Below are 24,655 nucleotides of genomic sequence, written 5' to 3' on the forward strand. Positions count from 1 at the left end.
TAGAACAGGTAACATGATAACCGATATGTCACGAAGAGCTAACCGCTTATGATGTTAAATTGTGATTTAGGCGAAAGTTATGGCGCCTGGAACATGCCGGTTGATGAGCAAATTATGGTGCACATTGACATGGCCAATATTGCCTGTGGATTCCACGGTGGCGATCCGCTTACACTACAAAAAGCCATTAAGCTGGCGATAGCACACAACGTAGCGATTGGTGCGCACCCCAGTTATCCGGATTTAGTCGGCTTCGGACGGCGCAGTCTGGCCATGGCAGATGATGAATTAATCGCCTGTCTGCATTATCAGATAGCCGCGCTTGATGGTATGGCCAGAGCGCAGGGTGGTGAGGTGGAATACATTAAACCCCACGGTGCCTTGTATAACGACATGATGCAAAAGCCAGCCCTTCGGCGCACGGTGATGCAGGCCATTGCCAGCTGTTCGGTAGCCAATGTGCCGCTGATGATTCAGGCTCATCCTGATCATCAGCAGTTAAGCCGGGAGGCGGCAGAATTTGGTCTGGTCCTGCTGTTTGAAGCCTTTGCTGATCGAAAATATACGCCTGATGGCTACCTGATGCCCCGTCGCGAGCCCGGTGCAGTGCTGAATGAAGAGCAGGCCTATGAACAGGCCACCCGGCTGATGGATGACGGTATTATTATTGCCAGCGACTACAGTGTGCTGCATATGCCGGTGGATACCCTCTGTGTACACGGGGATTCGCCTGGTGCCGTGGCGATGGCAGAGTCGCTTCGGGTGGCGTTAACCAAACGTAAACTGACGAAAGTCAGACCCGGAATTAACGCCTGACATGCAAGCTTTCGGCCCTGTTCGTAGAGTGGAAATTGCCGGCGAGGACGGCCTGATTTTTTATGCAGCAGGTGCGAGCCTTGCTGAGCTTAATCAGCAAATTGCTTTGCTTCACCAGGCGCTGAGTGAATCCAGGCCTGACTGGCTGCTGGAACTTGTGCCGTCCTACGACAGCCTGATGCTGGTGTTTGACATGACCGAGGTGGATTACCACAGGGTTTATCAGTATGTGGCGACTCTGCCAGTATCAACAGCGACTACGCACTCGTCATCAACTCTACATCGTTTACCGGTATGGTATGGCGCACCAGAGGCTAACGATTTGGCGCTGGTTAGCCAGGCCACCGGCATACCTGAAGCCGACATCATACAGCGTCATCAGGCACAAACTTATACCGTGTATGCTGTAGGCTTTGCGCCGGGCTTTGCCTATTTGGGCGAACTCGATGCCGGTTTAGCCACACCACGGCTGGCAAATCCCCGTAAAGCGGTGCCCAAAGGGGCAGTTGCCATCGCTGACAGGCAAACCGCTGTTTACCCTGACGTGAGCCCCGGTGGATGGCATTTATTGGGGCTGTGCCCGGTTGCTTTGTACACCCCGGGCTGTGACAAACCGGTGTTAATGCAGGCAGGCGATCAGGTGGAATTTTATGCTATCAGCGAAGCACAGTACCATGCCTGGCCGGCTGAGCCGGAGGATAACTAAGTGGCTGTGCAATTTACCCGTATTGATTTAACGGCTTATCCGGTTGATGAAGGGCGGCGCGGTCAGCTACATCAGGGCTTTTGCCAGTCTGGCCCGCTGGATCCTTATGCATTTATGCTGGCTAATGCGCTGTGTGGTCAGCAATCCGGTACGGCTATCGAATTTATTGGCGCGTTGGAATGCGAATTTCAGCATCCTGCGCTAATCAGCATTACCGGCGCAGCGGCTGAAATTACCCTTGACGGTCAGTTACAGCTCCCATGGCAATCACTCCGGGTAGAACGTGGTCAGCGCTTAGTGGTGCAGCCAGCCCGGTTAGGCAGCAAACATTATCTGGCCATTGCTGGTGGCTTTGATTTTCCCACAGCAACAGGCAGTGCGTGTCTGGTTCGCCGGGAAAAGCAGGGCGGTTTACATGGCGATGGCACGCCATTACAGGTTGGCGATATTATCCGCTCTCTACCGCCTGGCAACGGTGCAATACCAGGAGAATTGCCAGTCTGGTTAATGCCTGACTATCAGGAGGCCGTTAATATTGGTCTGGTGCACGGTTATCAGCACCAATGGCTGTCATCACTGCAGTGGCAGCGATTGTATAGCAGTGAATATACGCTCACCCCTCAGGTTGATCGCATGGGCTATCGTTTGACTGGCACAGCAATTAGTCTGCCTGAGCAGGCACTGTATTCAGAAGCCATTGCCCTTGGGGCAATGCAAATACCGCCTGATGGTCAGCCCATTGTAATGATGGCCGATCGACAAACGCTGGGCGGTTACCCTAAAGCCGGGACGGTGGCGCGTTGTGATCTGAATCATTTCGCTCAATGCATTCCTGGTGATAAGATAACTTTTTATCAACTCGACGCTGACGAAGCCAGAGCCCGGTGGTTATTAAAACTATCGGCCATAAAGCGCTGGTTATCGCATTAAGGTCTGCCACGGCCGGCGTTTTCTCAACGAGATTCTCATGACCATAGCATATTTAAACGGCGAGTTTGTGCCGTTAGAACAAGCACGTATTTCACCGCTGGATCGCGGCTTTTTGTTTGGGGACGGTATTTATGAAGTGATCCCCAGTTATCAGGGCAAAATGGTGGGGTTTAACCAGCACATGGCCCGTTTTGCCAATGGCCTGGCTGCCATCGAAATTGATTTTTCTATCGATAAGGATGAGTGGCGTACCCTGGTGCAGCGTCTGATTGACGATAACCGGGAGACGCTGGGCGATAACATCGGTGTTTATTTGCACATTAGTCGTGGTGCTGATACGCGCCGGTTTCATGCGTACCCTGAGGGCGTTACCCCAACGGTATTTGGTTTTGCTTTTGCGTTGTCTGCGCCGGTAAAGGCCGACAGAAGTATTCATCCGGGCGCGTCTGTGTCGTTGGCTGAAGATTTGCGCTGGGAACGTTGTCATATTAAATCCACGGCACTGCTGGGTAACGTGATGCATTTTCAGCAAAGCGTAAAAGAAGGCAACGCCGAAACGATTTTATATAATCACCAGCACGAAATTACCGAAGCCAGTAGCAGCAACGTTTTTATCATTAAAAACGGTGAAGCATTTACGCCACCGCTGGATAATCAGTTATTACCCGGTATTACCCGTATGCTGGTCATTGAGTGTCTAGCCATGGCAGGGATTCCATTGACCGAAAAGGTGATAACCGTGGATGAACTGCTGGCGGCCGATGAGGTGTGGATCACCAGTTCGGGTAAAGAGATGCTGCCTATTGTAAGCGTCGGCGGTCAGCAAATCAGTAACGGTAAAGTGGGCCCGGTGTGGGAACAGGTATTTACCATTTACAGTGAACAAAAATTTGTGCTGTAAACCTGTAAATTCTAAGCATTAAAAAAGGAGTCTGACGACTCCTATTTTATTAATCGAGGTTTTCACAATTGCCGTCGGTACATTCACCGTACAGATAAAGACTGTGGTGGGTGAGTTTCATCTTATGGTCTTTGGCGATTTGTTCCTGACGCTGCTCGATAACATCGTCCTCAAACTCAACCACTTTGCCACACTTTAAGCATACCAGGTGATCATGGTGTTCTTTATGGCTGATTTCGAAGACTGACTTACCGCCTTCAAAGTGGTGGCGGTTCAAAATGCCGGCATCGTCAAACTGGTTGAGAACGCGATATACAGTAGCCAGACCGATCTCTTCACCTTGTTCGATTAAAATCTTGTACACGTCTTCCGCGCTGATGTGTTGATTTTTTGGCTCCTGCAGAATCTGCAGGATTTTTAATCTAGGCAAAGTAACTTTGAGGCCGGCTTTCTTTAATTCTTTATTTTGGTCCATTGGATGCCTACATCTGGGATGCGAATTTCACGCTATTATAGGGGAGTTGAGCAGATTTAAAAGCCTAACTGTATATAGAAAACGGTGATTTCCATAAATAATGCCTATTTTGGGATTAAACGTATAGGGTGTAGACTATATTTAAAATAATGTGAATGAGATGGTTTGCAAATTAACTTTTGTATTGCTACGCACTGGCAATAGTTGCCTGACTCATCGTTTTATTATTGATATGGCACAAATTAAGGTGGTCGTTTGCTTACCAAAATGCAAAAGGTCAGTAAGGTGTGCTGCAGTCATCAATTTCTCGCTGTTACAAAACAGCGTTATTAGCAGGAATTCCAATGCGCTTAACTGTTGTTAATAAAATCATTCTGGGTTTTGCCTCTTTCGGCGCTTTGCTACTAATAACCAGCGTACTTTCATACTGGGGCTTATCCGGCATTCAGTCCTCTGCAGAGGATGTCATTGAAGAAAAAATGCCGGTCCAGACGCTGATGAATGAGGTTAACACGCAAATTCTCACTCTGGCCACGATCACTGCCAATGGCTATCACGTAAACTCCTTGCCCGAACTTGAAAGTAGTAAAGCCCGTTTTGAGAGCCGCTCTGCTGAATTTGTTAATCGACTGGATGCGCTGGCTAAATTGCTGGGCAGAGACCCTCAGGCGGCGCAGGCAATCGACGCCAGCCGTCAATATGTCAGTGAGAGCCATGACATGTACAGCGCATTGCAACAACAGCTTATTTTTGAACAGCGCTTGGCCGGGCAATCCGAAAAAGTGCTGATGATTGCCGATGAAGCGAGTGCGCTGATGCTGGATCTGAGTTATCTGGAAAGCAATGATCCGGGTATAGAGACCATTATCGGGACCGGCAACAATATCGATAACAAATTACTAACTATGAACACGGCAATAGAGGATTTGGTGAATAGTAGGGATGCTGATGCGACGGCTGGGATCATTGAAGATCTGGATTATCAGCTAAGTAATTTAGCCGTGGATAAGGATTATTTAAACAGACTGGCAGAAAACATCGATACCCAGGGTACGGTGGAAATGTTCAATGAACAGTATGAGGCGTTCATTGATGCGCTTACCGGCAGTCAGGGGCTGGAATGGATGCAGCAACAAAAGTTGGCCTACACCAGCGAAAGCCAGGTTCGTCAGCAGGCCGGGCGTGAGGCACTAAACCAGGCGCAGACTGCTATTGAAGGTCTTTATGGCCAGATTAATGCCAGTACGCTGAATGCGCAGCAAAAAATTCTCGATACGGTAATGGGCGCATTAGTTAAAACCGCAGCTGTGTTCGTGATTGGTTTGCTGGCGGCTGTGGTGCTGGCAGTGATTACCACACGCAGTATTGCCCGTCCGTTAGTGAAGATTAACCGTGGTCTCACACAGTTAAGTGAGGGCGATCTGACACGTAAACTGGATGATAGTGGTCGTGATGAATTTGCGGCGTTGGCAACAAAAATCAATTTGCTGACTGAAAACCTGCGCAGCCTGGTGGGGAATATTCTGTCCCAGGAACATCGTCTCGAGGAAGTGACCAAATCGAGTATTGCCCTCGGTGAAGAAAGCTTACAGCAGGTGGATGAGCAGCGCCAACAGGTGCAGGTTACCGCCGCCAATACCGAGAATGTGCGTGAAACCAGTCATCATAACCTGGTACAAATTACTACGGCGATGGATAAGCTGAGTCAGGTAGAACAACAAAGTCAGAGCATTGCGGCGCTGGCTGAAAACAACCGGCAACAGGTACTCGAGCAAGCTCGCCAGGCGGAAGCTTCTGCGCAAGTGGTGCATCGCCTGGATGAAAACAGTCGTAATATCGGCAGTATTCTGGATGTAATTAAAACCATTGCCGAACAAACTAATCTCTTAGCGCTTAATGCCGCTATTGAAGCTGCCAGAGCCGGTGAACAGGGGCGTGGATTTGCAGTGGTTGCCGATGAAGTGCGAACGTTGGCAAACCGCACACATAATTCCACCGAAGAAATTGAGGCCATGATTGGCAGCTTGCAAAAAGATGCCCAGCAAGCGGTTAAAACCCTGAACACCGGCCGTGAACAGGCTCAGCAGGGGGCTCAGACAACTGAGCAGGTAACCGAGCAGGTGGCGTCGATTTCGATCATTATTCAGGAACTCAGCCGAATTAACCGGGAAATTGTTAGTGACACTGAGCGTCAGGATTCATTGTTGTCTGATGTTGCGCGTAGTTTGCAGCGTATTGTTGAACTGGCGGAACTCAGCGCTGATAGTACTCAGCGAGCCAATCAGTCTACCTCCCAGATTGACGGTGAAATTGCTGACTTGAAAAGGGCGGTAGCAAAGTTTAGGCTGTAAAATCAGTAGTCCGATTTTCAAGGAAGAACAATGAAATACCCTTTATTGGCAGCAGTATTACCGGGCCTTTTGCTTGCCTGTTCAACTAACCAGTCGACCGATAAAACGGTGAAGAGTAACTACTCGGATCTGCCAATATCCGCTGATGAGCTAACCCGGCCACAATGGCAAACACTGAGTCGTTTTCCTCCTCGTTATCCGAAAAAAGAGGCGATGGCCAGAAACAGTGGTTGTGCGACGGTAGAATACGTGATCACCGCAAACAACATGGTAACCGGTGTGCACGTAATTGAGTCCAGCAGCACCTACTTTGCGAAAGAGGCGCAGCAGGTGGTAAATAAGTGGGACTGGGCAGCACTTCCCACCACCATTTTGGAAAAACCGGTTAAAACCCAAACCCGGTTTGAATTTTGTCTCGAAAATGGCAGTGGTAACTGCGCTATGGACAAGCTACAGGCTAAGCAGCAATGCCCTGGAAGTGATGTAATTGCTTCTGTAGGCTCTGTAGTGCGTAAGCGGGACTTGTAGATTTTTTTCAGTCTGTTTCGTCTGCTTCTGACTTGATATAGATAAAACTAATCGCCTTCAACTACATTCTAATAGCCGCGTTATTATTCACGCGGATATTCATATCCCTTTGATTAATATGCATTTTAACCTGTAATTAAGCACTCCGAAGTAACCGCTCTTTTACACCTTTAACGTTTAGTCTAATGGAATTATTTGTTAATGGTGTTAAGTTTGTGTAAATGGTGATTGGTCATAATTATACATTGTGGCTATGTATTGGGAGTGCAGTGATGTCCAGAGTGATTTACAGTAACACGGTCCATAAATTCAACGATTGGTTAAAAGCTCGTTTAGTCGACCCTAATTTGTATTGTGCGCTCACCGGCGTGTTAGCACTGGTTATCATTGAGACGGTTATTTTTGCGAGCTGATTTCTGACTGGATGGATAACGCGAAATCCCGCCCGTAAAAAGTGATGACCTGGTCATTCTGGTTGAAGGGGCAGGGGCTTTAATCGGTTATCTGCTCAAAATGAAAGGACCGTATTAACTGGCTGACGGCGAACTTGGGGCAAAAAAAACGCAGGAAATAACCTGCGTTTTTTTGGGCGAAAAGGACTTATCAGGCTAATTCAGCCAGACACAACTCTTCATTTAACTGATGACACCATTTACATACGCGCTCGTCGGTTAACTCAGGCTGACGGTCTTCGTCGATACCCAGACCAACAAAGTGGTTATCGTCTGCCATGCCTTTTGAGGCTTCAAAATCGTAACCGTCGGTAGACCATTGACCTACCAGAATAGCGCCGCGGGCTTCTACGATATCACGGATCATGCCCATGGCATCGAGGAAATACTCAGCATAATCTTCCTGATCACCACAACCAAAAATCGCTACCAGTTTGTCGGTAAAATCAATTTGTTCCAGCTCCGGGAAGAAGTCATCCCAGTCACACTGGGCTTCACCGTAGTACCAGGTTGGAATACCAAAGATTAACAAATCGAACTCTGCGATTTGCTCTTTTGAACTCTTTGCAATGTCGTGAACGTCGATTAGGTTTTTACCTAACTCTTTTTGAATTAACTTGGCAACATGTTCGGTGTTGCCAGTGTCGCTACCAAAAAACAGGCCAACACTTGCCATATCTAACCTCTATCTACTTTCTTTGAAAATGGTTATCCGGATACGCCGCTGCTCTGCCAGAACAGCTGGATAATCCCTTTTGCAATAAACCCCATGGCACCCAGGCCCAGCACGCCATATGCCACAACCCGGCCAATCATGGGGACATCATTCTTTTTTAACACATCATGGACGGCAAAAATCATCAGAACGAACAGAATCACCAACCCAAGGTCGAGCATGATTGATTCGATTTGTTCGTAATACTTCGCAAGCATAATAAACCTTCACTGTATTTTCGCGCGCAAACTATACCACAGTATTGTGGTCGTGGCAGACAATCTTATGTTCTTTTGCCAACAGGGCTATAGTATTCAACCGCTGCGCCGTTATCCGTTAACGACAGGCCAGGCTGCCTCAGCCTGTGTTATTCTGAGATGCTGGCAAAACAGATTTTAACCCGGTTGTCTGCAAAAAACTAAGCGTCCAGCGCTCGTTCCACCAAACCATTAACTACCTGCGGTTTTTCGGCGTGCAACCAGTGACCAACACCCTCAACGACTTTCGCTTTGGCGTTAGGGAAATAGCGGCCAATAACTCCCTGGTGTTCACGGGTGATGTAATTGGAATTACCGCCTTTAATAAAGGTCACCGTACCATCAAAATGAACGCCATCCGGCGCATTAAAACTGCCGACATTCGCGTAGTCTTTTTGTAAGCCGGCGAGGTTAAATCGCCAGTGCCACTGTTTGGCGTCGTCCTGATACAGACTCTTTAATAAAAACTGCCGCACGCCGGCTATTTCTATTTCGGATTGCATTTCACTGTCTGCTTCTTTACGGCCACTCAGTGTAGTCAGATCAACCTTATTCAGACCAGCAAATACAGCCTGATGATGCGGCGGGTAAGAGACCGGAGCAATATCCATTGGCACCAGATTGTTAACGCGTTGAGGATGAGTCAGAGCAGTCAGCATGGCAACTTTGCCTCCTAACGAATGACCCACAATGTGACACTGAGCAATCCCAAGGTTATCCAGTAACGAGATGAGTGCGTCGACACACTGCTCAATGGTAAACGTATCCAGCCAGGGAGATTCGCCATGATTGGGTAAATCGATTGCGACTACATTAAAACGGCTGACCAGATGACGACGTAAAGCGGAAAGATTATCCAGATTGCCAAACAAGCCGTGAATAAGCACCACCCAGGGCGCATCGGGTTGTTCGGTTGTATATTGTTCGAAATTAAGTGATATAGACATGAAATTAAAAAAGCGGGGTTGCCCCCGCTTATAAAAGATTAAATAGCAAAATCTTCTAAAGACTGGCCTTTTTCCAGGGCATCTTTAAATACGACGGGCATACGACCAACACCGGTCCAGGCGGTTGTTTCGCCATCAACGGTAATTTTGTATTTAACCGGACGTTTTTGGCCAGCTTTACGTTTTGGCTTAGTTTCAACCACATCCTGTAAATCAGCAACATCAATTCCGGCTTCCGCCATTTGCTTTTTAATTTCTTCAAGTTTAGCCAGCTTTTCCTGCTGGGCTTTAATTAACTCTGCTTCCTGTTCTTTTCTTTTTTCAATAATAGCAGCCAGCTTTTCATTAACGCTGATAAGCTCTTCTACCGTTAATTCCTTTACGGCACCTTGTAAACGTCTTCCATGAGTTAAAATATCGAGAAAGTCACTCATTTTATTACCTTGCCTGTGTTTATTAACTCCAACAATTCTAATTTAAAAAGTGACTTTTTCAAAAATAATTTTAATTAATAAATTATTTACATATTAGGGTAATTAGGGCCGCTGGCGCCTTCTGGCACAAACCAACGGATATTTTGTGAAGGATCCTTAATGTCGCAAGTTTTGCAATGCACACAGTTTGCCGCATTAATTTGAAATACCGGTTCTTTCTCATCACCTTCAACTATTTCGTAAACCCCAGCAGGGCAGTAGCGCTGTGCTGGTTCCGCGTAACTGGGCAGATTAACCCTGATCGGGATTTGCGGGTCTTTCAGTTGCAGGTGACAAGGCTGGTCTTCATCGTGATTGGTATTGGCCAGATAAACCGAAGATAATTTATCAAAACTTAATTTATTATCCGGTTTTTCATAACTAATTGGCCGGCATTCAGCTGCAGATTTTAGTTTTTTATAGTCAGGTACCGTATCTTTTAAGGTTAATCCCATATTGCCGTTAAATACATTTTGTTCGAGCGTATTAAACGCTCCACCCAGTAAATTACCAAATTTATGCAAAGCCGGGCCAAAATTACGTGCTTTAAAAAGTTCTTTACGTAATGCACTTTGCTGATACGTTTGATTAAAATCTGCACAAAATTCGGTTGGTGATGTTTCGTTTAATTGTTTAAAAATGACTTCCGCAGCCATTTTTCCTGATTTAATTGCAGTATGAATGCCTTTAATTTTTGAAAAGTTTAATGTGCCAGCATTACAACCAACCAAACAACCGCCCGGAAAAGCCATTTGTGGTAGTGAATTAAAACCGCCTTTAGTAATTGCTCTTGCGCCATAGGTTAAACGTTCTGCGCCGGTTAAGTATTGAGCAAATAAAGGGTGGTGCTTCATGCGTTGAAATTCATCAAAAGGACTTAAATAAGGATTGTCGTAATTTAAGTCGACAATCAGGCCAACAAAAACCTGATTATTTTCGGCATGGTATAAATAACTGCCGCCTGACGCCTCAGTCAGCGGCCAGCCCGCAGTATGGATGACTAACCCCGGCTGATGTTTTGCCGGATCAATTTGCCAGATCTCTTTAAATCCAATGGCGTAATGCTGAGCCGTGGCCTCCTTATCCAGCGCAAATTTTTCAATCAGCATTTTGCCAAGGTGACCGCGGCAACCTTCGGCAAACACGGTGTAACGGGCTTTAAGCAACATGCCGGGCATATAGCTGTCCTTATGCGAACCATCGGCCGCCACGCCCATATCCCCGGTAATCACTCCGCCCACAGAGCCATCGTCATTGTAGTGGATGTTTGCCGCAGCAAAACCCGGAAAGATCTCAATGCCCAGGCTCTCGGCCTGCTCGGCCAGCCAACGACACAGGTTAGCCAGCGATACAATATAATTACCCTTATTGTGCATTGTTCTGGGTGTAATAAATTCAGGCAGTTTTATGCTGGCTGTTTCATCACGCAGCAGGTAAGTGGCATCTTCAGTCACCGGCTGATTAAGCGGCGCGCCTTTTTCCTGCCAGTCGGGGATCAGTTCGCTGAGAGCGTCACTTTCCATTACGCCGCCGGATAAAATATGTGCACCCACTTCGGAGCCTTTTTCAACAACACAGACCGAGAGTTCTGTGTCAGCTTCCTGTGCCTGCTGGGCAAGCCTTATCGCAGTGGCAAGTCCGGATGGGCCCGCGCCAACAATAATTACATCAAACTCCATTGATTCTCTTTCCACAAGTATTCTCCTCATTGCTAATGGGTTGATTTATTGTTCTCTTTGCATCCTTTGACTGGCAACTCAATTCGTTACTTTTGCGGCTTTTATTGCGTTGCGTCAAACTAAATAAGGTTGACGTTTACGTCAACTGTAAAGTAAATTTTATGCAAAAGATGTTGTAAAAGTGTATTATATTGTATGGTAGCCTTACATTGTGGTGATGTCATCACATTGCCACGGGTTTTTGCATATTATTTAACAACAGTAATTTGAAGGATGGATGAGGCGGATATGAAAATTCTTGTTCCGGTGAAGCGGGTAATCGATTACAACGTTAAAGTTCGGATTAAAACCGATCAGACCGACGTTGATTTAACTAACACTAAAATGGCAATGAATCCTTTTTGCGAAATCGCCGTTGAAGAAGCAGTTCGATTAAAAGAGAAAGGCGTTGCGACCGAGATTGTTGCTGTAAGCATTGGTCCTAAGGCTTGTCAGGAGCAAATAAGAAATGCAATGGCATTAGGAGCGGACCGCGGGATCCATGTTGAATGTGATGGTTTCCCTGAATCTCTTCAGGTGGCAAAAATTCTGGCCAAGCTGGTTGAACAAGAACAGCCTGGTCTGGTACTGGTTGGTAAACAATCCATCGATTCTGACAATAATCAGACAGCCCAGATGCTTTCAGCCCTGGCTAAAATACCACAAGGCACCTTTGCCTCTGCGGTTGATGTAGAAGGTGACAAGGTGAAGGTTACCCGCGAAATCGACGGCGGTTTGCAAACGCTTAAACTGACATTACCTGCGGTAATTTCTACTGAGTTACGCTTAAATGAACCCCGTTACGCCAAATTACCCGATATTATGAAAGCCAAACGTAAACCTTTGGCAGTGATGACTACGGAAGAGCTTGGCGTGGATATTGCGCCAAGGGTAAATACGTTAAAAGTGACGCCACCACCGTCCAGAAGTGCAGGTGTAAAAGTTGAATCGGTTGCCGAATTAGTGGCCAAATTACGTGACGAAGCAAAGGTGATCTCATGAGCATACTCATTTACGCAGAGCATGATAATGCGCAGTTAAAAGCAGAAACGCATAAGCTGGTAACGGCTGCCAGTGAGATTGGCGGTGAGGTTCATGTGTTGGTGGCCGGGGCCGGCTGTGCCGCGGTGGCCAGTCAGGCAAGTGCAATTTCCGGCGTGAGTAAGGTAATCGTGGCCGATAACAGCGTTTATGCCCATCAGTTGGCCGAGAATATTGCGGAGCTGGTACTGAGTCTGGCTGGCGGTTATACCCACATACTGGCCGCTGCGACTACTACCGGAAAGAATTTCATGCCCCGGGTAGCGGCTTTACTGGATGTTGTGCAGTTATCGGATGTGATTGGTATTGAAAGCGCAGATACTTTTATCCGGCCTATCTATGCAGGCAATGCGATTGCGACAGTACAGAGCAGTGATAAAGTAAAAGTACTGACGGTCAGGGCAACATCTTTCGATGCAGCGCCGGAGGGTAATAGTGCCGCTGTAGAAGCTATTGACAGTGTTTTTGAAAATACTCAGGTGACCTTTGAAGGCGATGAAATGGTCAAGTCAGATCGACCTGAACTCACCGCTGCCAACATCATAATTTCAGGTGGTCGCGGTATGCAGGATGGCGAGCATTTTGCCATGCTGGAACGCATTGCGGATAAACTTGGCGCTGCGGTAGGCGCGAGCCGGGCTGCGGTCGATGCGGGCTTCGTGCCTAATGATATGCAGGTTGGTCAAACAGGTAAAATTGTTGCCCCGGAACTTTACATTGCGGTAGGGATATCGGGTGCAATCCAGCATCTGGCCGGCATGAAAGACTCAAAAGTAATTGTGGCGATCAATAAAGACCCGGAAGCTCCTATTTTTCAGGTGGCCGATTACGGATTAGAGGCAGACTTATTTGCGGCGCTGCCAGAACTGGAAAGTGCCTTAGGGTAGTCCTGCGGTAAAATTAAAGCCCGGTGAGTTTGAACTGCCGGGCTTTACCGTAGTTTAAACGCGCACCACAGAATTGTCGTCAAAACTGATTGGTGAGGGTTTATAAGCATCAGCTGCCCAGTCGTTTTCCCAATTTTCATCATCGAGTAAATACCTGAACTGATATTCACAATCGGCAGTGAGGTTGAGGGTTTGGGTAAAATCACCGTTTTTGAGCTTTTTCATTGGCTCAGCTGCGATATCCCATTCATTAAAGTCGCCAACCAGCTTTGCTGTTTCCGCATTATTTGCTTCACTTGCTGTAAGCTTAAAGGTGACCTTGCAAACGGGCTTGGATTTCAAATATTGCTTTTTAAGACTCATTGTTTTCTCTCCTGCTCAACAACTGTAATTTAATTTCAAGTTACGCTCAAAAAGTCAACGTTTCAAGGGCTTTTGTCTAAAAATAGCCGGTTTATTAAGCAGGCTTTGGTCTGAACCGTAGAAAAATAACTCAACACTATGCCAAGGCTTTCCCGTTACAATTATTAACAAAAGAAATGAAGCCAATAGTGCTGAATATGCGTAAAATCCATCTTAGATAATTCTAATATAAAACGCGCTAAGTTTACTTAGCCGACTATTCTTGAGTGACACAGATATGAAGCCTTCGACGCTGATAAAATCAGGCCTGCCTTTTATACTGTTGGGACTGGCAGCTGTTGCTGCCACAGTGATGGTGCTGAGCAAAAAACCTCCGGAAAAAAAAGAAGTGGAAACACTGGCATTTTTAGTGGATGCACAACCTGTGTTCACCGAACAGGTGGAGTTTACGGTTAGTAGCCAGGGCAATGTTCAGCCCAAACACAAAACCAGTATTGCCACTCAGGTGAGTGGCAGGGTAGTGGCAATCGCTGATAACTTTGTGGTGGGTGGATTTTTCAGTAAAGGCGATGTGCTGTTAACTCTGGAACAGGATGATTACCAGACCGACCTGAGCCTGGCAGAAGCCGAGCTGGCGCAGGCCGAAGCCGCACTGCAGGAAGAAATAGCCCGGGGTAAAGTGGCAGCCGAAGAATGGCGCTCGGTAAATGGGGTGATCCCGCCTGAGTTGGGCTTGCGTAAGCCACAGCTAGCTAAAGAGCAGGCCAATGTTAAAGCTGCTAAGGCCAAACTGGCCAGGGCCCAGCGAAACCTCAGCCGAACTCAGGTAGTAGCCCCTTACGACGGTATAGTAATCGAACGCAACGCAGACCTGGGTCAGTTTGTTGGTACCGGCGCTTTAGTAGGTGAAGTCTATGCAACCGAAGTGGCTGAGGTACGCTTACCCTTAACGGATGCAGATTTGGCGTTTATTGATCTTGAGGCTGGTATTACGCATAAGAATCCGGTGACCCTGAATGCTACTCTGGGGGGCAAATTTCAGCAGTGGCAGGGCACGCTGGTGCGCAGTGAAGGCGTTTTGGATACCAGTAATCGACTGATTTATGCGGTGGTTGAGGTGAACGATCCGTATCTGCGAAACAGTGATACACATGCTGCACCACTGCGCTTTGGTCAGTTTGTTCAGGCGGTTATCAGTGGCACTGATGCACGGTCGCTGATCGTTATTCCGCGAAACTTACTGCGCCTGGACGGCACGGTTCTGGTGGCTGATGACAACAACGAATTACAAATTAAACGGGTTGAGATTGCCCGTTCAAGTCCTGAGTCTGTTTACATTGCAGCCGGTTTAACTAACGGCGACCGGGTGGTCAGAAGTGCTGTGCCTAATCCGTATAATGGTATGCCTGTTCGCCTCCCGGAAAAAGATCCAATCGAGCAGGACGTACTGGAACAGGATGTCACCCTGGAAACATCCGGAGAATAAACCATGCAGTCATATAATACGCACAAAGGTCTTATTGCCTGGTTTGCCCGCAACAGTGTGGCAGCCAATCTGCTAATGTGGATCCTGCTGCTTGGTGGTGTGTTTGGTGCTATCAGTATCCAAAAGCAGGTGTTTCCTAATTTCGAAATTAATCTTATTTCGGTACGGGTACCTTATCTCGGCGCTGCGCCACAGGAAGTAGAAGAAGGCGTGTTGCTGAAGGTTGAAGATGCGATAAAAGATCTTGATGGCATCAAAAAAATGACTTCAACCGCCACCGAAGGCATGGGCACCGTAAGTATTGAGGTGGACGACGATTACGACGTTCAGGTCGTACTCGATGAGGTCAAATCTCAGGTTGATGCCATTCCCAGCTTTCCCGGGAATACGGAAAAACCGGTGGTTTACCGCACTAAATTTCAGCAGGACGTGCTGTGGATTGCAGTGTATGGCGAAGCCAGTGAGCGTGAGTTAAAAGAATTTGCTAAAAACCTGCGTGATGAGGTGGCTAATTTACCCGGTATTTCCAATGTTCAGGTCGTAGGCGATCGCGACTATGAAATTTCGATAGAGCTGTCTGAATACACGCTGCAAAAATATAATCTCACTTTTTCGGAAGTGGTCAACGCGGTTCGCCAGTCTTCGGTGGATTTACCCGGTGGTGCCATCAAATCGGATAACGGCAACATATTACTGCGGACGAAAGGACAGGCCTATACCGGATGGGAGTTTGCACAAATAGTGTTGCTCACCCGAGCCGATGGCTCGCGTTTAACCCTGGGCGATATTGCCACCATTGATGATGGTTTTGTGGAGGACCCCCAGTACGCAATGTTTGATAATCAACCCGCGGTTAACGTACGCGTTAAAGCTGTTGGCGATCAAAACGCGCTGGAGATCTCCAAAGAGGTTAACCGGTACCTGAAAGAACATAAAAAAGATTTTCCCGCTCACATTAAAGCCGATGCCTGGGGCGACTCATCGTTTTATCTGGCGGATCGTCTCAATATGATGCTGGAAAACATGTTCTGGGGTGGCTTGCTGGTGTTTTTAGTCTTGTCACTGTTTTTAAAAATTAAGCTCGCCTTCTGGGTTATCGTGGGCTTGCCGGTGTGTTTTTTGGGCACGCTGATGATTCTGCCCATGGACATGCTGGGGGTTTCGATAAACATGTTGAGCCTGTTTGCCTTTATTCTGGTGCTTGGTATCGTCGTGGATGACGCCATAATTATGGGGGAGTCGGCTTATTCTGAAATAGATGCCAAAGGCCACAGCACTGATAACGTGATCGCGGGCGTTAAAAAAGTCGCCATGCCAGCGACTTTCGGGGTACTGACCACCATTGCGGCATTTTCTCCAATGTTAATGGTGTCAGGGCCCTTTGGCGTAATCTGGAAGACTATCGGGTTGGTGGTGGTTGTCTGTCTGACATTCTCGCTGATCGAGTCCAAGCTGATCCTGCCTGCTCACCTTGCGCATATGCGGCTGAAACCTTACGACCCGGCTAAGGCAAACCGTTTCCAGAAGTTTCGCGATTTCTTTAGCGAAGGCATCAAGTCTTTTATCAAAAATATTTATGCGCCGTTTCTGGTTAAAGCAGTTAAAGCCCGGTATGTCACGCTGGCGGCATTTGTCAGTATGTTGATTCTGACCTACGGCCTGTTTAAAGGTGACTATGTCAGATTTGTGTTTTTCCCTACCATCCCCAGCGACTTTATCATGGCGTCTGTGGAGCTGGAGCCGGGTTCTTCGTTAGTTCAGCGTGATAAAGCACTGGATACGCTGCTGGACAGCATGTATCGCATGGATGAGCAAATTCGTCGTGAAACCGGCACCAGCGTGATCAGCCATGCCGTGGCGTTTGATCAGGGCTCGCTGGGCGGGCAGGTGTTTGCCGAGCTCAGCAAAGGGGAGTCGCGGACGATTACTGATACCGAGATTCAAAGCCGTTGGCGAGAGCTGATGCCAGAAATTCCCGGTGTCAAAACCTTAAACTTTAATGCGCCCGGAGGGCCCGGCGGCGGGGCGGACATGAGTTTTGAGTTCAGCTCAACCGATATTCAACAGCTCGAACAGATCAGTAAGGATGTGAAAGCGGCGTTATCTCAATACAACGGTGTTGCAGACATCAATGATACTTTTGCCGGTGGTGCCGATGAAATTCAGCTGCAGTTAAAACCACAGGCTGAAGCCCTTGGTATTACTCTTCAGCAGTTAGGGCAACAGGTGCGCTACGGTTTTTATGGTGCCGAAGTACAGCGGGTTCAGCGTGACGATGAAGAAATAAAAGTCATGGTGCGCTACCCCAAAGAAGAGCGTAATTCCATTGGCCACCTCGAGACAATGCGGGTTCGTTCGCCGGCTGGTCAGGACGTACCATTTGAACAAGTTGCCGATATTAATCTGGGCAAAGGCTATGACTCAATTATTCGCGTAGACGGACGCCGCTCGGTTACCGTGACTGCCTCGGTCGATGAGGAAATACAAGAGCCCAACGAAGTCACCATGGAGATGATTGGCAAAGTCATCCCTGAAATCATGCAAAAATACCCACAGGTTGAATTTAAACTGCAAGGCAACTCCCGGGAGCAAATGGACGCGATGGCATCGTTAGTACAAGGGCTACTGTTTGCATTATTTGCAATCTACGCATTACTGGCTGTTCCGTTGCGCTCTTACACTCAGCCGCTGATCATTATGTCGGTGATTCCATTTGGCGTTGTCGGCGCTATTGTAGGGCATTTAATGCTGGGCCATGCCGTAAGCGTATTATCTATTTGTGGGATTATTGCGTTATCCGGCGTGGTGGTTAACGACAGCCTGATCATGGTGGATTTTGTTAACCGGGCGAGGAAAGAAGGGCACCATTTAATGGACGCAGCCATTAATGCTGGCACCCAGCGTTTCCGCGCTATTATTCTTACTTCGCTGACAACCTTTATGGGTCTTGTCCCGATTATTTTTGAGCGAAGCCTGCAAGCGCAGGTGGTGATCCCGATGGCGATATCGCTGGCGTTTGGTATTTTATTTGCCACCGTGATTACCCTGCTGCTTGTGCCTGCCTTGTATGTCATTCTCGATGACATAAAGAAAGGGCTGACCCACAATAAAAAGTCGGTGCTGAACGCTGACCCTAAGGGAGAAACGATTGCCAGGTAGTGTTAGGTAAGTTCTTTAGCGCAATTCAATCAGGCCAGCTTTTGCTGGCCTTTTTTGTGGCGGATACCACAAATCACCTCGCCGTTATTCTTTTACCAAAATAAACCGGTTTAAAATAAATCACAAAAAGCTTGAATGCTGATAAATTATACAGTACTGTTTGCATATACAGTATTGAGGGTATTGTTATGCAAACAGGATTAAAAACCATAGACAACTTAGTGCAACGTTTTGGTATATCGGTAGGTGAAGGCCATGATGCTTTTCAGCAGGTGCTTAAACTGAGTGGCGGTGATAGCCGGGCGATGACCATGAAACTGCCGTTTTGTTTTTACCAGATTATTGCCAATTTACCGGTAAGCCGACGGTTGTCCTTGCATCAGTTCTATTTACCTCACCGTAAAGCCCGCTTAGCCAGTTTTTTAATTGATGAAAAAGGCCGGATTGTGGAGCAGGTTTATTATCAGCGTGATAGTAAATATGTTCAGGCCTGCAAAAAGCTGCAGGGACTGGTTCAGCAGAGCTACCTGAAAGACTGGGCCGCTGCCGCGTAATCTCGTCGTTTAAGACGAGGTTAACGAAATTGACATGAAAATCGTATAATGTCAGATAAATACCATTGTTATTTATCCTCAATGTCGGATAATTACTCCTTAAAACAAAGGAGTTATGCGTGAAAGTAATCTTTTCGCACGGTAGAGAAAGTGGTCCGTGGGGAACAAAAATACGGTACCTGGCTGATATTGCTGAAGAAATGGGATGTCAGATTAAGAGTATCGACTATAGCGAAACGCTCGATCCTGAACGCCGGGTGGAAATGCTTCTTGAGGCGATGCCCGAAGATGATCCGGAAGTATTGTTAGTTGGCTCCAGCATGGGCGGCTACGTATCTTTGGTAGCGGCGTTGCAGCACCCGGTAAAAGGGGTATTTTTGCTCGCTCCAGCGGTGGCTATGCCCGGCTATAAGGTACAGGAATATCCGGTAACCTGTCCGGTGACTTGTGTTCATGGCTGGCAGGACGAGATTATTCCCGCCGAAAACGTGCTTAATTTTGCTAAGCAACTCAATATTACCTTGCATCTGATCCCAGGCGACCACCGACTTAATGATTCTCTTAAAGCGGTTGGTGTGCTGTTTCGACAGTTTCTGTTTGAGCGTTTAACCGACCATCGTGCTTAGACTATAAAACGCCAAGTGCTAGCTTTCAGGGATTGAGCGTTCAGGAATATTACATTGAGTAATCAAATGGATTATCAGGACAAACTGAACGCAGCGATGAAAGAGCTTGAACAATCAAAGATAAGCAAATCCAATTACGCCCCGCCGTTTTTCAACTTGCTCCTAAAACTGGGATTTAAGGTACGCCCGTATCATTATAATTCCCCGTTGGTTAATTTTATCCTGCTGGGGAGTTGTTTTGGCTTAACCTGGGGGCTTGCTATGTGGGTATTAGCTGGATTGATGGGTGGTGACTCTCCGATTTTCTCGCTCAGCATAGCGCTAATGGCGGGAGCGATGTTTGGCGGATTGATGGCGCTTTATTATAAAATCAGCGGCAAAACCAACCATTTATCCGAGTGGTCACAACTTTGATAAAAAGCGAGGATTGGCCTGAGGGGTTTTACCTGTTCACCAGGTAATGTCACCGTCTGCTGTAGTTACTGTTGTTCTTAAGACAAAAAAAGCCCTTACTGATGCTAATTTAAAATTGCAGTAAGGGCTTTATTCTTTGTGTTGTAGCGGTTAACCGTTAATCACAGCAACCATGGCTTTTGCCAGCGCGTCAATGTTGGCCTGGCTGATACCAGCAACGTTTACGCGGCTTGAATCTACAAAGTAAACGCTGTGTTCGTTACGCATTTTTTGTACTTGTTCCGGCGTAATACACAGGAACGAGAACATGCCTTTTTGATTGTTAACGAAACTAAAGTCTTTCTGAGCGCCGTATGAGGTCAGTTTATCCACCAACAGGCTACGCAGGGTCGACATGCGGTTACGCATTTCGTTTACTTCGCTAACCCATTCTTGCTTAAGAGCAACGTCAGATAAAATGATATCAACCAGTGCACCGCCGTAGCTTGGAGGCATAGAGTACATGCCACGGGCAACGGCCTGAATTTGTGCCTGAGCAATGGTTTTAGTTGCGCTGTCTGCGGTAACAATTGCAGCTAAACCTACTCGCTCACGGTAGAGGCCAAAGTTTTTGCTACAAGAAGCGGCAATAATCACTTCCGGCAGGTTTTCGCAAAGTAAGCGAACGCCGTAGGCATCTTCTTCCAGACCGTCACCAAAGCCCTGGTAGGCTAAGTCAACAAACGGCAGGAACTCACGTTCTTTGGCAACATTTACGACTTCCTGCCATTGTTCTTTGGTCAGGTCGGCACCGGTAGGGTTGTGGCAGCAACCGTGCAGTAATACTACGTCACCTTTTTCTACAGTGCGCAGGGTTTCCATCATGGCGTCAAAGCGAATAGACGCAGAGGCTTTGTCAAAGTAGGGATAGGTTTCCAGGCTCAGACCGGCATTTGCCATTAACGGAATGTGGTTTGCCCAGGTCGGATCGCTGATCCACACTTTGGTGTCTTTATTAACGCGGGTCAGTAACTCCGCCAGGATACGCAGTGAGCCACAGCCACCGGGTGCTTGTACAGCGGCAACGCGGTCAGCCATTAATACCGGGCTTTTCTCGCCCAGAATTAGTGCCAGCATGCCGTCGATAAAACCTTGCACACCTTGTGGGGTGATATAGGTTTTAGACTTCTCGCGCTCAAGCAGAATGGTTTGCGCCTTGGCTACCGCAGATAAAATAGGGGTATTGCCTTGCTCGTCTTTATAAACGCCAACACCTAAGTCAATCTTATTAGGGTTAGTGTCTTGTTTAAACGCAGCAGACAAACCAAGAATCGGATCCGGGGCAAGTTGGGGTAGCACTTCAAACACGTTATGTCCTCTAAATGTACAGGAATCGGTTCACTAAGTTTATGAACAGTCCTGGGCTTTCACAAACTCAAATAACGGTGGTTTTGCTTTATCGTCGTCGACGGCTAATACATTGACCACTTCATCATCTTCCGCTGGCACGGGAGTTAACCAGTCGGGCTGCGCATTATGCCATCAACCGGGCCAAAATCGAATAAAAAAGCCATTATTCCTGCACAATTTTCCAGTTAAATTGACGGGATACAAAATCAGTATTGCTGTGATTAAATTCGCGCTCAAGCCAGCTGACGTTGTACTGGTGATCTAACAATACCAGGGTAGAGCTGCGGGTGCCGTATTCCTCAGAACGAATAAAGATAGAAGATAAACGCTGTTCCCATTCCAGCGGTACGCCGGTATCCGGCAACTCGGACCTGGCCGCCAGTGTGTTGTCGGCAAGCAGAGCAAACAGTGTGTCTGGCTCAATGTCTGTATGTTTACCAATATAGTCGGATAAAGCCGTTATACCGCGGGTTATTTTGGGCCACGGGGTATTCAGCGCGGCGTTGGAAAGACCATGAAAGCCGTTCTCAAGGCGCGTAAAGCTGTTGCTATGATTGTGGTAAACCTGCAAACAGGTTAAGTGTCCAAACAACAGATTATATCCGTTGTAGGCATCACGGTTGGCGGCCAGCTCCTGGCTGAACTGTGATTCGGGCATTGTCTGGCGTAAATAATCAACAACCAGTTCACCGCGACTGCGTACCTGAGTTTTTACCCTGTTTGGGTCACGTATATTCGTCAGTGCAGCAATATGACCGCTACGGGACATTCCCATCCAACTGCCGCCCGCGGACAAATCCTTACCCGCCAGTATCGGTGGAGACTGCCACCAGTGACTGGGCTGGGTCGGTCGCTGATAGAATTCATCCCGATTAGCAGCAATAATCAGCGGATACTGCGGGTGCTGATTTAGCGCGACAAAAATAATACACATGATAAAACCGTTACCTCACAACCACTGCACAACAAAACACACTGTCGGATGTGGCGAATGCGGTTACAATAAAGGCATAAGAATAACTCATTGGTGGCGGAATATGCAGTCATTCGACACACCATTGCCTCAATCAGTACCGCATTATCCGGTTGGGTTTTGCGGTAAATGCTGCCGTTGGTGGCTTAGGGCCAGGGGCTGGCGAATTAGCGGTGAACTGGCCAATCAGCCGCGGCTGGTACTAGCCGTTGGGCCTCATACCTCAAACTGGGATTTTGTGCTGGGCGTTATGTTTAAACTGGCGCTGGGGCTTGAAGTCGCGTTTTTAGGTAAGCACAGCCTGTTCGAAGGCCCCTTAGGGGGCGTAATGCGCAGATTGGGCGGTATACCGGTTAATCGTAATCGTGCTCATGGTGTGGTGGGCGAGATCGCTGGCAGAATTCGCCGTTCTCAGCAGCTGTTGTTAGCATTAGCGCCAGAAGGCACACGAAAAGCGGTGTATCCTTGGAAAAGCGGCTTTCTTTACATTGCACAAACCGCTAGAATTCCCATCCAGTGTGTCGGCCTTGATTACCAACGTAAAATGGTGGTATTCGGACCCGTCCTTACAGTATCCAAAGATGTAACGGTGTCGATGGAATCGGTATATGCCTTTTATCGAACCGTCACCGCTAAATACCCGCAGCAAACAATTACGGAGCCCAAAGCGTGACCAAACCGGGAGTAACCACTCGTCAAGTCCATGCCGACAGACGTCTCAATCATCCTACGGATGGGGCCGTACATGCCAGTACGACCAATTCTGTCTTATTCGAATTTGAAAAAACACAAGACTTAGTCGATGTGTTCCAGGGCAAGAAACTGGGGCATGTTTACGGGCGTTCCTCATCAGGTTCGATGGCCGCGCTGCAAAATATCATTGCTGATCTTGAGGGCGGTGTTGCCAGTGCCTGCTTTGCCACAGGCATGGCGGCTATCACCAGCACTATCTTATCGCTGTTTAAGGCGGGCGATCACTTAATTGTTAGTCAGTATTTGTTTGGCAATACCCGCAGTTTTCTCGACACCCTGATGGATTTAGGCGTTGAGCTGACCTTTGTTGATGTTACTTCAATCCAGCAGGTTATTGCGGCTAAAAAACCAAACACCCGCGGGGTCTTTACCGAAACGATTGCAAATCCGGTTACCCAGGTAGCGGATTTACGTGCCATTGGTAAGTGGTGTGAAGAAGAAAAGCTGGTTTACATGGTGGATAATACCATGACACCACCGCCATCTTTTGATGCCAAAGCCATGAAGGTTTCCCTGGTGCTTAGTTCTCTTACCAAATATCACGGCGGCCACGGCCATGTGTTAGGTGGCGCGGTTACCGATATGGGCAATTTTGACTGGACTGGTTTCCACAATATCAAGTCGCAGTATCAGGGCGCAGACGAGCGTCTGTGGGGGATTACTCAGATTAAGAAAAAAGGCCTGCGCGACCTGGGGGCAACGTTGTCTGCCCAATCAGCACACCTGATTTCCGTGGGTATCGAAACGATGTCGCTGCGTCTGGAACGCAGTACTAAAAATGCCATGAAGCTGGCAACGTATCTGGAAAGCCAGAAAAAAATTGAATGTGTTTATTACCCGGGCTTGTCTAATCACCCACAACACTTTGCCGCGCGGGAACAACTGGGCAGCTATGGTGCGATTTTAAGCTTTGATTTGGTGCCGGGTATTGATCCCTGTGCTTTTCTGGACGAGCTCAGGCTAGTGCTATCGGCTACTCATCTGGGTGATACCCGCACCCTGGCTCTGCCTGTGGCTTCGACCATATTTTACGAGAACGGTCAGCGTGAGCGGGCGCGAATGGGCATAACTGAAACCATGATCAGAATGTCGGTGGGTATTGAAGATACGGATGACCTGGTGGCCGATTTTGAACAGGCGCTGGCGAAATTTTAAAAATATTTAACCGCTAAAAAAACCTGCGTAATGCAGGTTTTTTTATGTGACCGGTCGCGAAGCGACAGAACACCACGGGTTTACCCGTGGATGAATGAGTCCGAGGCCTGTATGCTACGAAGATGGAAGTTCGAGTCTCATCACATGGTCTATATAGACTTCAATATCACGTCGTCTGGGTAACCAAATACAGGCGTCGGATACTGAAGCCTTTCGTCGTGGAGTATTTGCGCAAAGTGTTGCCGAAGCTGCTTCGAAGTATGCCCGGCGTAACGATAGAGCGAATGGGCTTTGATAATGACCATATGCACATGTTGATGGTCATTCCACCGAAATACTCGATAGCAGAAGTGATGGGTAAACTCAAAGCCCAGTCAGCGTCAAACATGAGAAAGACATTCAAATGGCTAGGAAAGGTCTATTGGAATGAAAATATTGTTTGGTCGCCGGGTTACTTTGTAAGCAGCGTAGGCTTAGACGAGCACACAATACGGAACTACGTTGAGCATCAAGGTCGGAAGGATTCAGATCAGCTCCGAATGGAGCTGTAACAGAAAGAACCCCGGGCATGCCCGGGGGAATCTAT

25 protein-coding genes are annotated in these 24,655 nt (G+C 47.6%); 16 read left to right on the plus strand and 9 right to left on the minus strand.

Annotated elements, in window-relative coordinates; translation table 11 throughout:
* The first annotated feature begins 48 nt into the window (after positions 1 to 48).
* Genes BFC17_RS03615 through BFC17_RS03630 form a run of 4 tightly spaced genes read left to right on the plus strand, consistent with a single transcriptional unit; the run spans position 49 to position 3,353 of the window.
* On the plus strand, positions 49 to 816 hold the full coding sequence (locus BFC17_RS03615; RefSeq protein ID WP_070175098.1) for a 5-oxoprolinase subunit PxpA: 768 nt from the start codon (positions 49 to 51) through the stop codon (positions 814 to 816).
* A 1-nt stretch (position 817) separates the two neighbouring features.
* Positions 818 to 1,522, plus strand: coding sequence for a 5-oxoprolinase subunit PxpB (pxpB, locus tag BFC17_RS03620; protein ID WP_070175099.1), 705 nt, complete (start codon positions 818 to 820; stop codon positions 1,520 to 1,522).
* A complete protein-coding gene (locus BFC17_RS03625) occupies positions 1,523 to 2,452 on the plus strand; it encodes a 5-oxoprolinase subunit C family protein (protein ID WP_070175100.1) in 930 nt (309 codons plus the stop codon).
* Positions 2,453 to 2,489: 37 nt separating this feature from the next.
* A complete protein-coding gene (locus tag BFC17_RS03630; protein WP_070175101.1) occupies positions 2,490 to 3,353 on the plus strand; it encodes a D-amino acid aminotransferase in 864 nt (287 codons plus the stop codon).
* Positions 3,354 to 3,402: 49 nt separating this feature from the next.
* Here the strand turns inward: BFC17_RS03630 and fur are convergent, their stop codons facing one another.
* Positions 3,403 to 3,828, minus strand: coding sequence for a ferric iron uptake transcriptional regulator (gene fur, locus BFC17_RS03635; protein ID WP_070175102.1), 426 nt, complete (start codon positions 3,826 to 3,828; stop codon positions 3,403 to 3,405).
* A gap of 344 nt (positions 3,829 to 4,172) precedes the next feature.
* Between fur and BFC17_RS03640 the strand changes: the two genes are divergently transcribed.
* Positions 4,173 to 6,179 (plus strand): methyl-accepting chemotaxis protein, encoded by a 2,007-nt coding sequence (locus BFC17_RS03640; RefSeq protein ID WP_070175103.1) that lies wholly within the window; start codon positions 4,173 to 4,175, stop codon positions 6,177 to 6,179.
* Between the two features lie 30 nt (positions 6,180 to 6,209).
* Positions 6,210 to 6,707, plus strand: a complete 498-nt coding sequence (locus BFC17_RS03645) for an energy transducer TonB (RefSeq protein WP_070175104.1) — start codon at positions 6,210 to 6,212, stop codon at positions 6,705 to 6,707.
* Positions 6,708 to 7,310: 603 nt separating this feature from the next.
* Here BFC17_RS03645 and fldA read toward each other — a convergent pair.
* From fldA to BFC17_RS03670, 5 genes are all read right to left on the minus strand, one after another.
* Positions 7,311 to 7,835 (minus strand): flavodoxin FldA, encoded by a 525-nt coding sequence (fldA, locus tag BFC17_RS03650; RefSeq protein WP_070175105.1) that lies wholly within the window; start codon positions 7,833 to 7,835, stop codon positions 7,311 to 7,313.
* Positions 7,836 to 7,867: 32 nt separating this feature from the next.
* Positions 7,868 to 8,092 carry a DUF2788 domain-containing protein gene (locus tag BFC17_RS03655; RefSeq protein ID WP_070175106.1) on the minus strand — a complete coding sequence of 75 codons (225 nt, stop codon included), beginning with the start codon at positions 8,090 to 8,092 and terminating at the stop codon, positions 7,868 to 7,870.
* A gap of 200 nt (positions 8,093 to 8,292) precedes the next feature.
* Positions 8,293 to 9,078, minus strand: a complete 786-nt coding sequence (locus tag BFC17_RS03660) for an alpha/beta fold hydrolase (RefSeq protein ID WP_139141987.1) — start codon at positions 9,076 to 9,078, stop codon at positions 8,293 to 8,295.
* 38 nt (positions 9,079 to 9,116) lie between these two features.
* Positions 9,117 to 9,512, minus strand: a complete 396-nt coding sequence (locus BFC17_RS03665; protein WP_070175107.1) for an H-NS histone family protein — start codon at positions 9,510 to 9,512, stop codon at positions 9,117 to 9,119.
* 86 nt (positions 9,513 to 9,598) lie between these two features.
* Positions 9,599 to 11,245: an electron transfer flavoprotein-ubiquinone oxidoreductase gene (locus BFC17_RS03670; protein WP_070175108.1), complete on the minus strand. Its 1,647-nt coding sequence runs from the start codon at positions 11,243 to 11,245 to the stop codon at positions 9,599 to 9,601.
* Between the two features lie 273 nt (positions 11,246 to 11,518).
* On the opposite strand from BFC17_RS03670, the gene BFC17_RS03675 reads away from it, so the two are divergent.
* Both BFC17_RS03675 and BFC17_RS03680 read left to right on the plus strand, forming a co-directional pair.
* Positions 11,519 to 12,271 carry an electron transfer flavoprotein subunit beta/FixA family protein gene (locus BFC17_RS03675; RefSeq protein WP_070175130.1) on the plus strand — a complete coding sequence of 251 codons (753 nt, stop codon included), beginning with the start codon at positions 11,519 to 11,521 and terminating at the stop codon, positions 12,269 to 12,271.
* The gene (locus BFC17_RS03680; RefSeq protein ID WP_070175109.1) at positions 12,268 to 13,197 is read left to right on the plus strand and encodes an electron transfer flavoprotein subunit alpha/FixB family protein; all 930 of its coding nucleotides are present in this window, start codon (positions 12,268 to 12,270) and stop codon (positions 13,195 to 13,197) included. The genes BFC17_RS03675 and BFC17_RS03680 overlap by 4 nt, the downstream gene beginning before the upstream one ends.
* Before the next feature lie 54 nt (positions 13,198 to 13,251).
* Here BFC17_RS03680 and BFC17_RS03685 read toward each other — a convergent pair whose 3' ends face one another.
* Positions 13,252 to 13,560, minus strand: a complete 309-nt coding sequence (locus BFC17_RS03685) for an isoamylase early set domain-containing protein (protein WP_070175110.1) — start codon at positions 13,558 to 13,560, stop codon at positions 13,252 to 13,254.
* Positions 13,561 to 13,837: 277 nt separating this feature from the next.
* Between BFC17_RS03685 and BFC17_RS03690 the strand changes: the two genes are divergently transcribed.
* From BFC17_RS03690 to BFC17_RS03710, 5 genes are all read left to right on the plus strand, one after another.
* Complete coding sequence (locus BFC17_RS03690; protein WP_070175111.1) at positions 13,838 to 15,046, plus strand: efflux RND transporter periplasmic adaptor subunit; 1,209 nt, start codon at positions 13,838 to 13,840, stop codon at positions 15,044 to 15,046.
* Between the two features lie 3 nt (positions 15,047 to 15,049).
* Positions 15,050 to 18,205, plus strand: a complete 3,156-nt coding sequence (locus BFC17_RS03695; protein WP_070175112.1) for an efflux RND transporter permease subunit — start codon at positions 15,050 to 15,052, stop codon at positions 18,203 to 18,205.
* Between the two features lie 188 nt (positions 18,206 to 18,393).
* The gene (locus tag BFC17_RS03700; RefSeq protein ID WP_070175113.1) at positions 18,394 to 18,759 is read left to right on the plus strand and encodes a hypothetical protein; all 366 of its coding nucleotides are present in this window, start codon (positions 18,394 to 18,396) and stop codon (positions 18,757 to 18,759) included.
* Between the two features lie 119 nt (positions 18,760 to 18,878).
* Positions 18,879 to 19,385 carry a YqiA/YcfP family alpha/beta fold hydrolase gene (locus BFC17_RS03705; protein ID WP_070175114.1) on the plus strand — a complete coding sequence of 169 codons (507 nt, stop codon included), beginning with the start codon at positions 18,879 to 18,881 and terminating at the stop codon, positions 19,383 to 19,385.
* Between the two features lie 54 nt (positions 19,386 to 19,439).
* Positions 19,440 to 19,799, plus strand: coding sequence for a DUF6404 family protein (locus BFC17_RS03710; RefSeq protein WP_139141988.1), 360 nt, complete (start codon positions 19,440 to 19,442; stop codon positions 19,797 to 19,799).
* Between the two features lie 150 nt (positions 19,800 to 19,949).
* Here BFC17_RS03710 and BFC17_RS03715 read toward each other — a convergent pair whose 3' ends face one another.
* Entirely contained in the window at positions 19,950 to 21,146 is a 1,197-nt protein-coding gene (locus BFC17_RS03715; RefSeq protein ID WP_070175116.1) for an amino acid aminotransferase, read from the minus strand.
* A gap of 205 nt (positions 21,147 to 21,351) precedes the next feature.
* Positions 21,352 to 22,122, minus strand: a complete 771-nt coding sequence (locus BFC17_RS03720; RefSeq protein ID WP_070175117.1) for an NRDE family protein — start codon at positions 22,120 to 22,122, stop codon at positions 21,352 to 21,354.
* A gap of 103 nt (positions 22,123 to 22,225) precedes the next feature.
* On the opposite strand from BFC17_RS03720, the gene BFC17_RS03725 reads away from it, so the two are divergent.
* From BFC17_RS03725 to tnpA, 3 genes are all read left to right on the plus strand, one after another.
* Positions 22,226 to 22,834: a 1-acyl-sn-glycerol-3-phosphate acyltransferase gene (locus BFC17_RS03725; RefSeq protein ID WP_083271558.1), complete on the plus strand. Its 609-nt coding sequence runs from the start codon at positions 22,226 to 22,228 to the stop codon at positions 22,832 to 22,834.
* On the plus strand, positions 22,831 to 24,069 hold the full coding sequence (locus BFC17_RS03730) for a cystathionine gamma-synthase family protein (RefSeq protein ID WP_070175118.1): 1,239 nt from the start codon (positions 22,831 to 22,833) through the stop codon (positions 24,067 to 24,069). Before BFC17_RS03725 ends, BFC17_RS03730 begins: the two co-directional genes overlap by 4 nt.
* Positions 24,070 to 24,191: 122 nt before the next feature.
* Positions 24,192 to 24,620, plus strand: coding sequence for an IS200/IS605 family transposase (gene tnpA / locus BFC17_RS03735; protein ID WP_070174559.1), 429 nt, complete (start codon positions 24,192 to 24,194; stop codon positions 24,618 to 24,620).
* Positions 24,621 to 24,655 lie beyond the last annotated feature (35 nt).

Source organism: Marisediminitalea lipolytica (genome assembly GCF_001758465.1).
Classification (GTDB): domain Bacteria; phylum Pseudomonadota; class Gammaproteobacteria; order Enterobacterales; family Alteromonadaceae; genus Alteromonas; species Alteromonas lipolytica.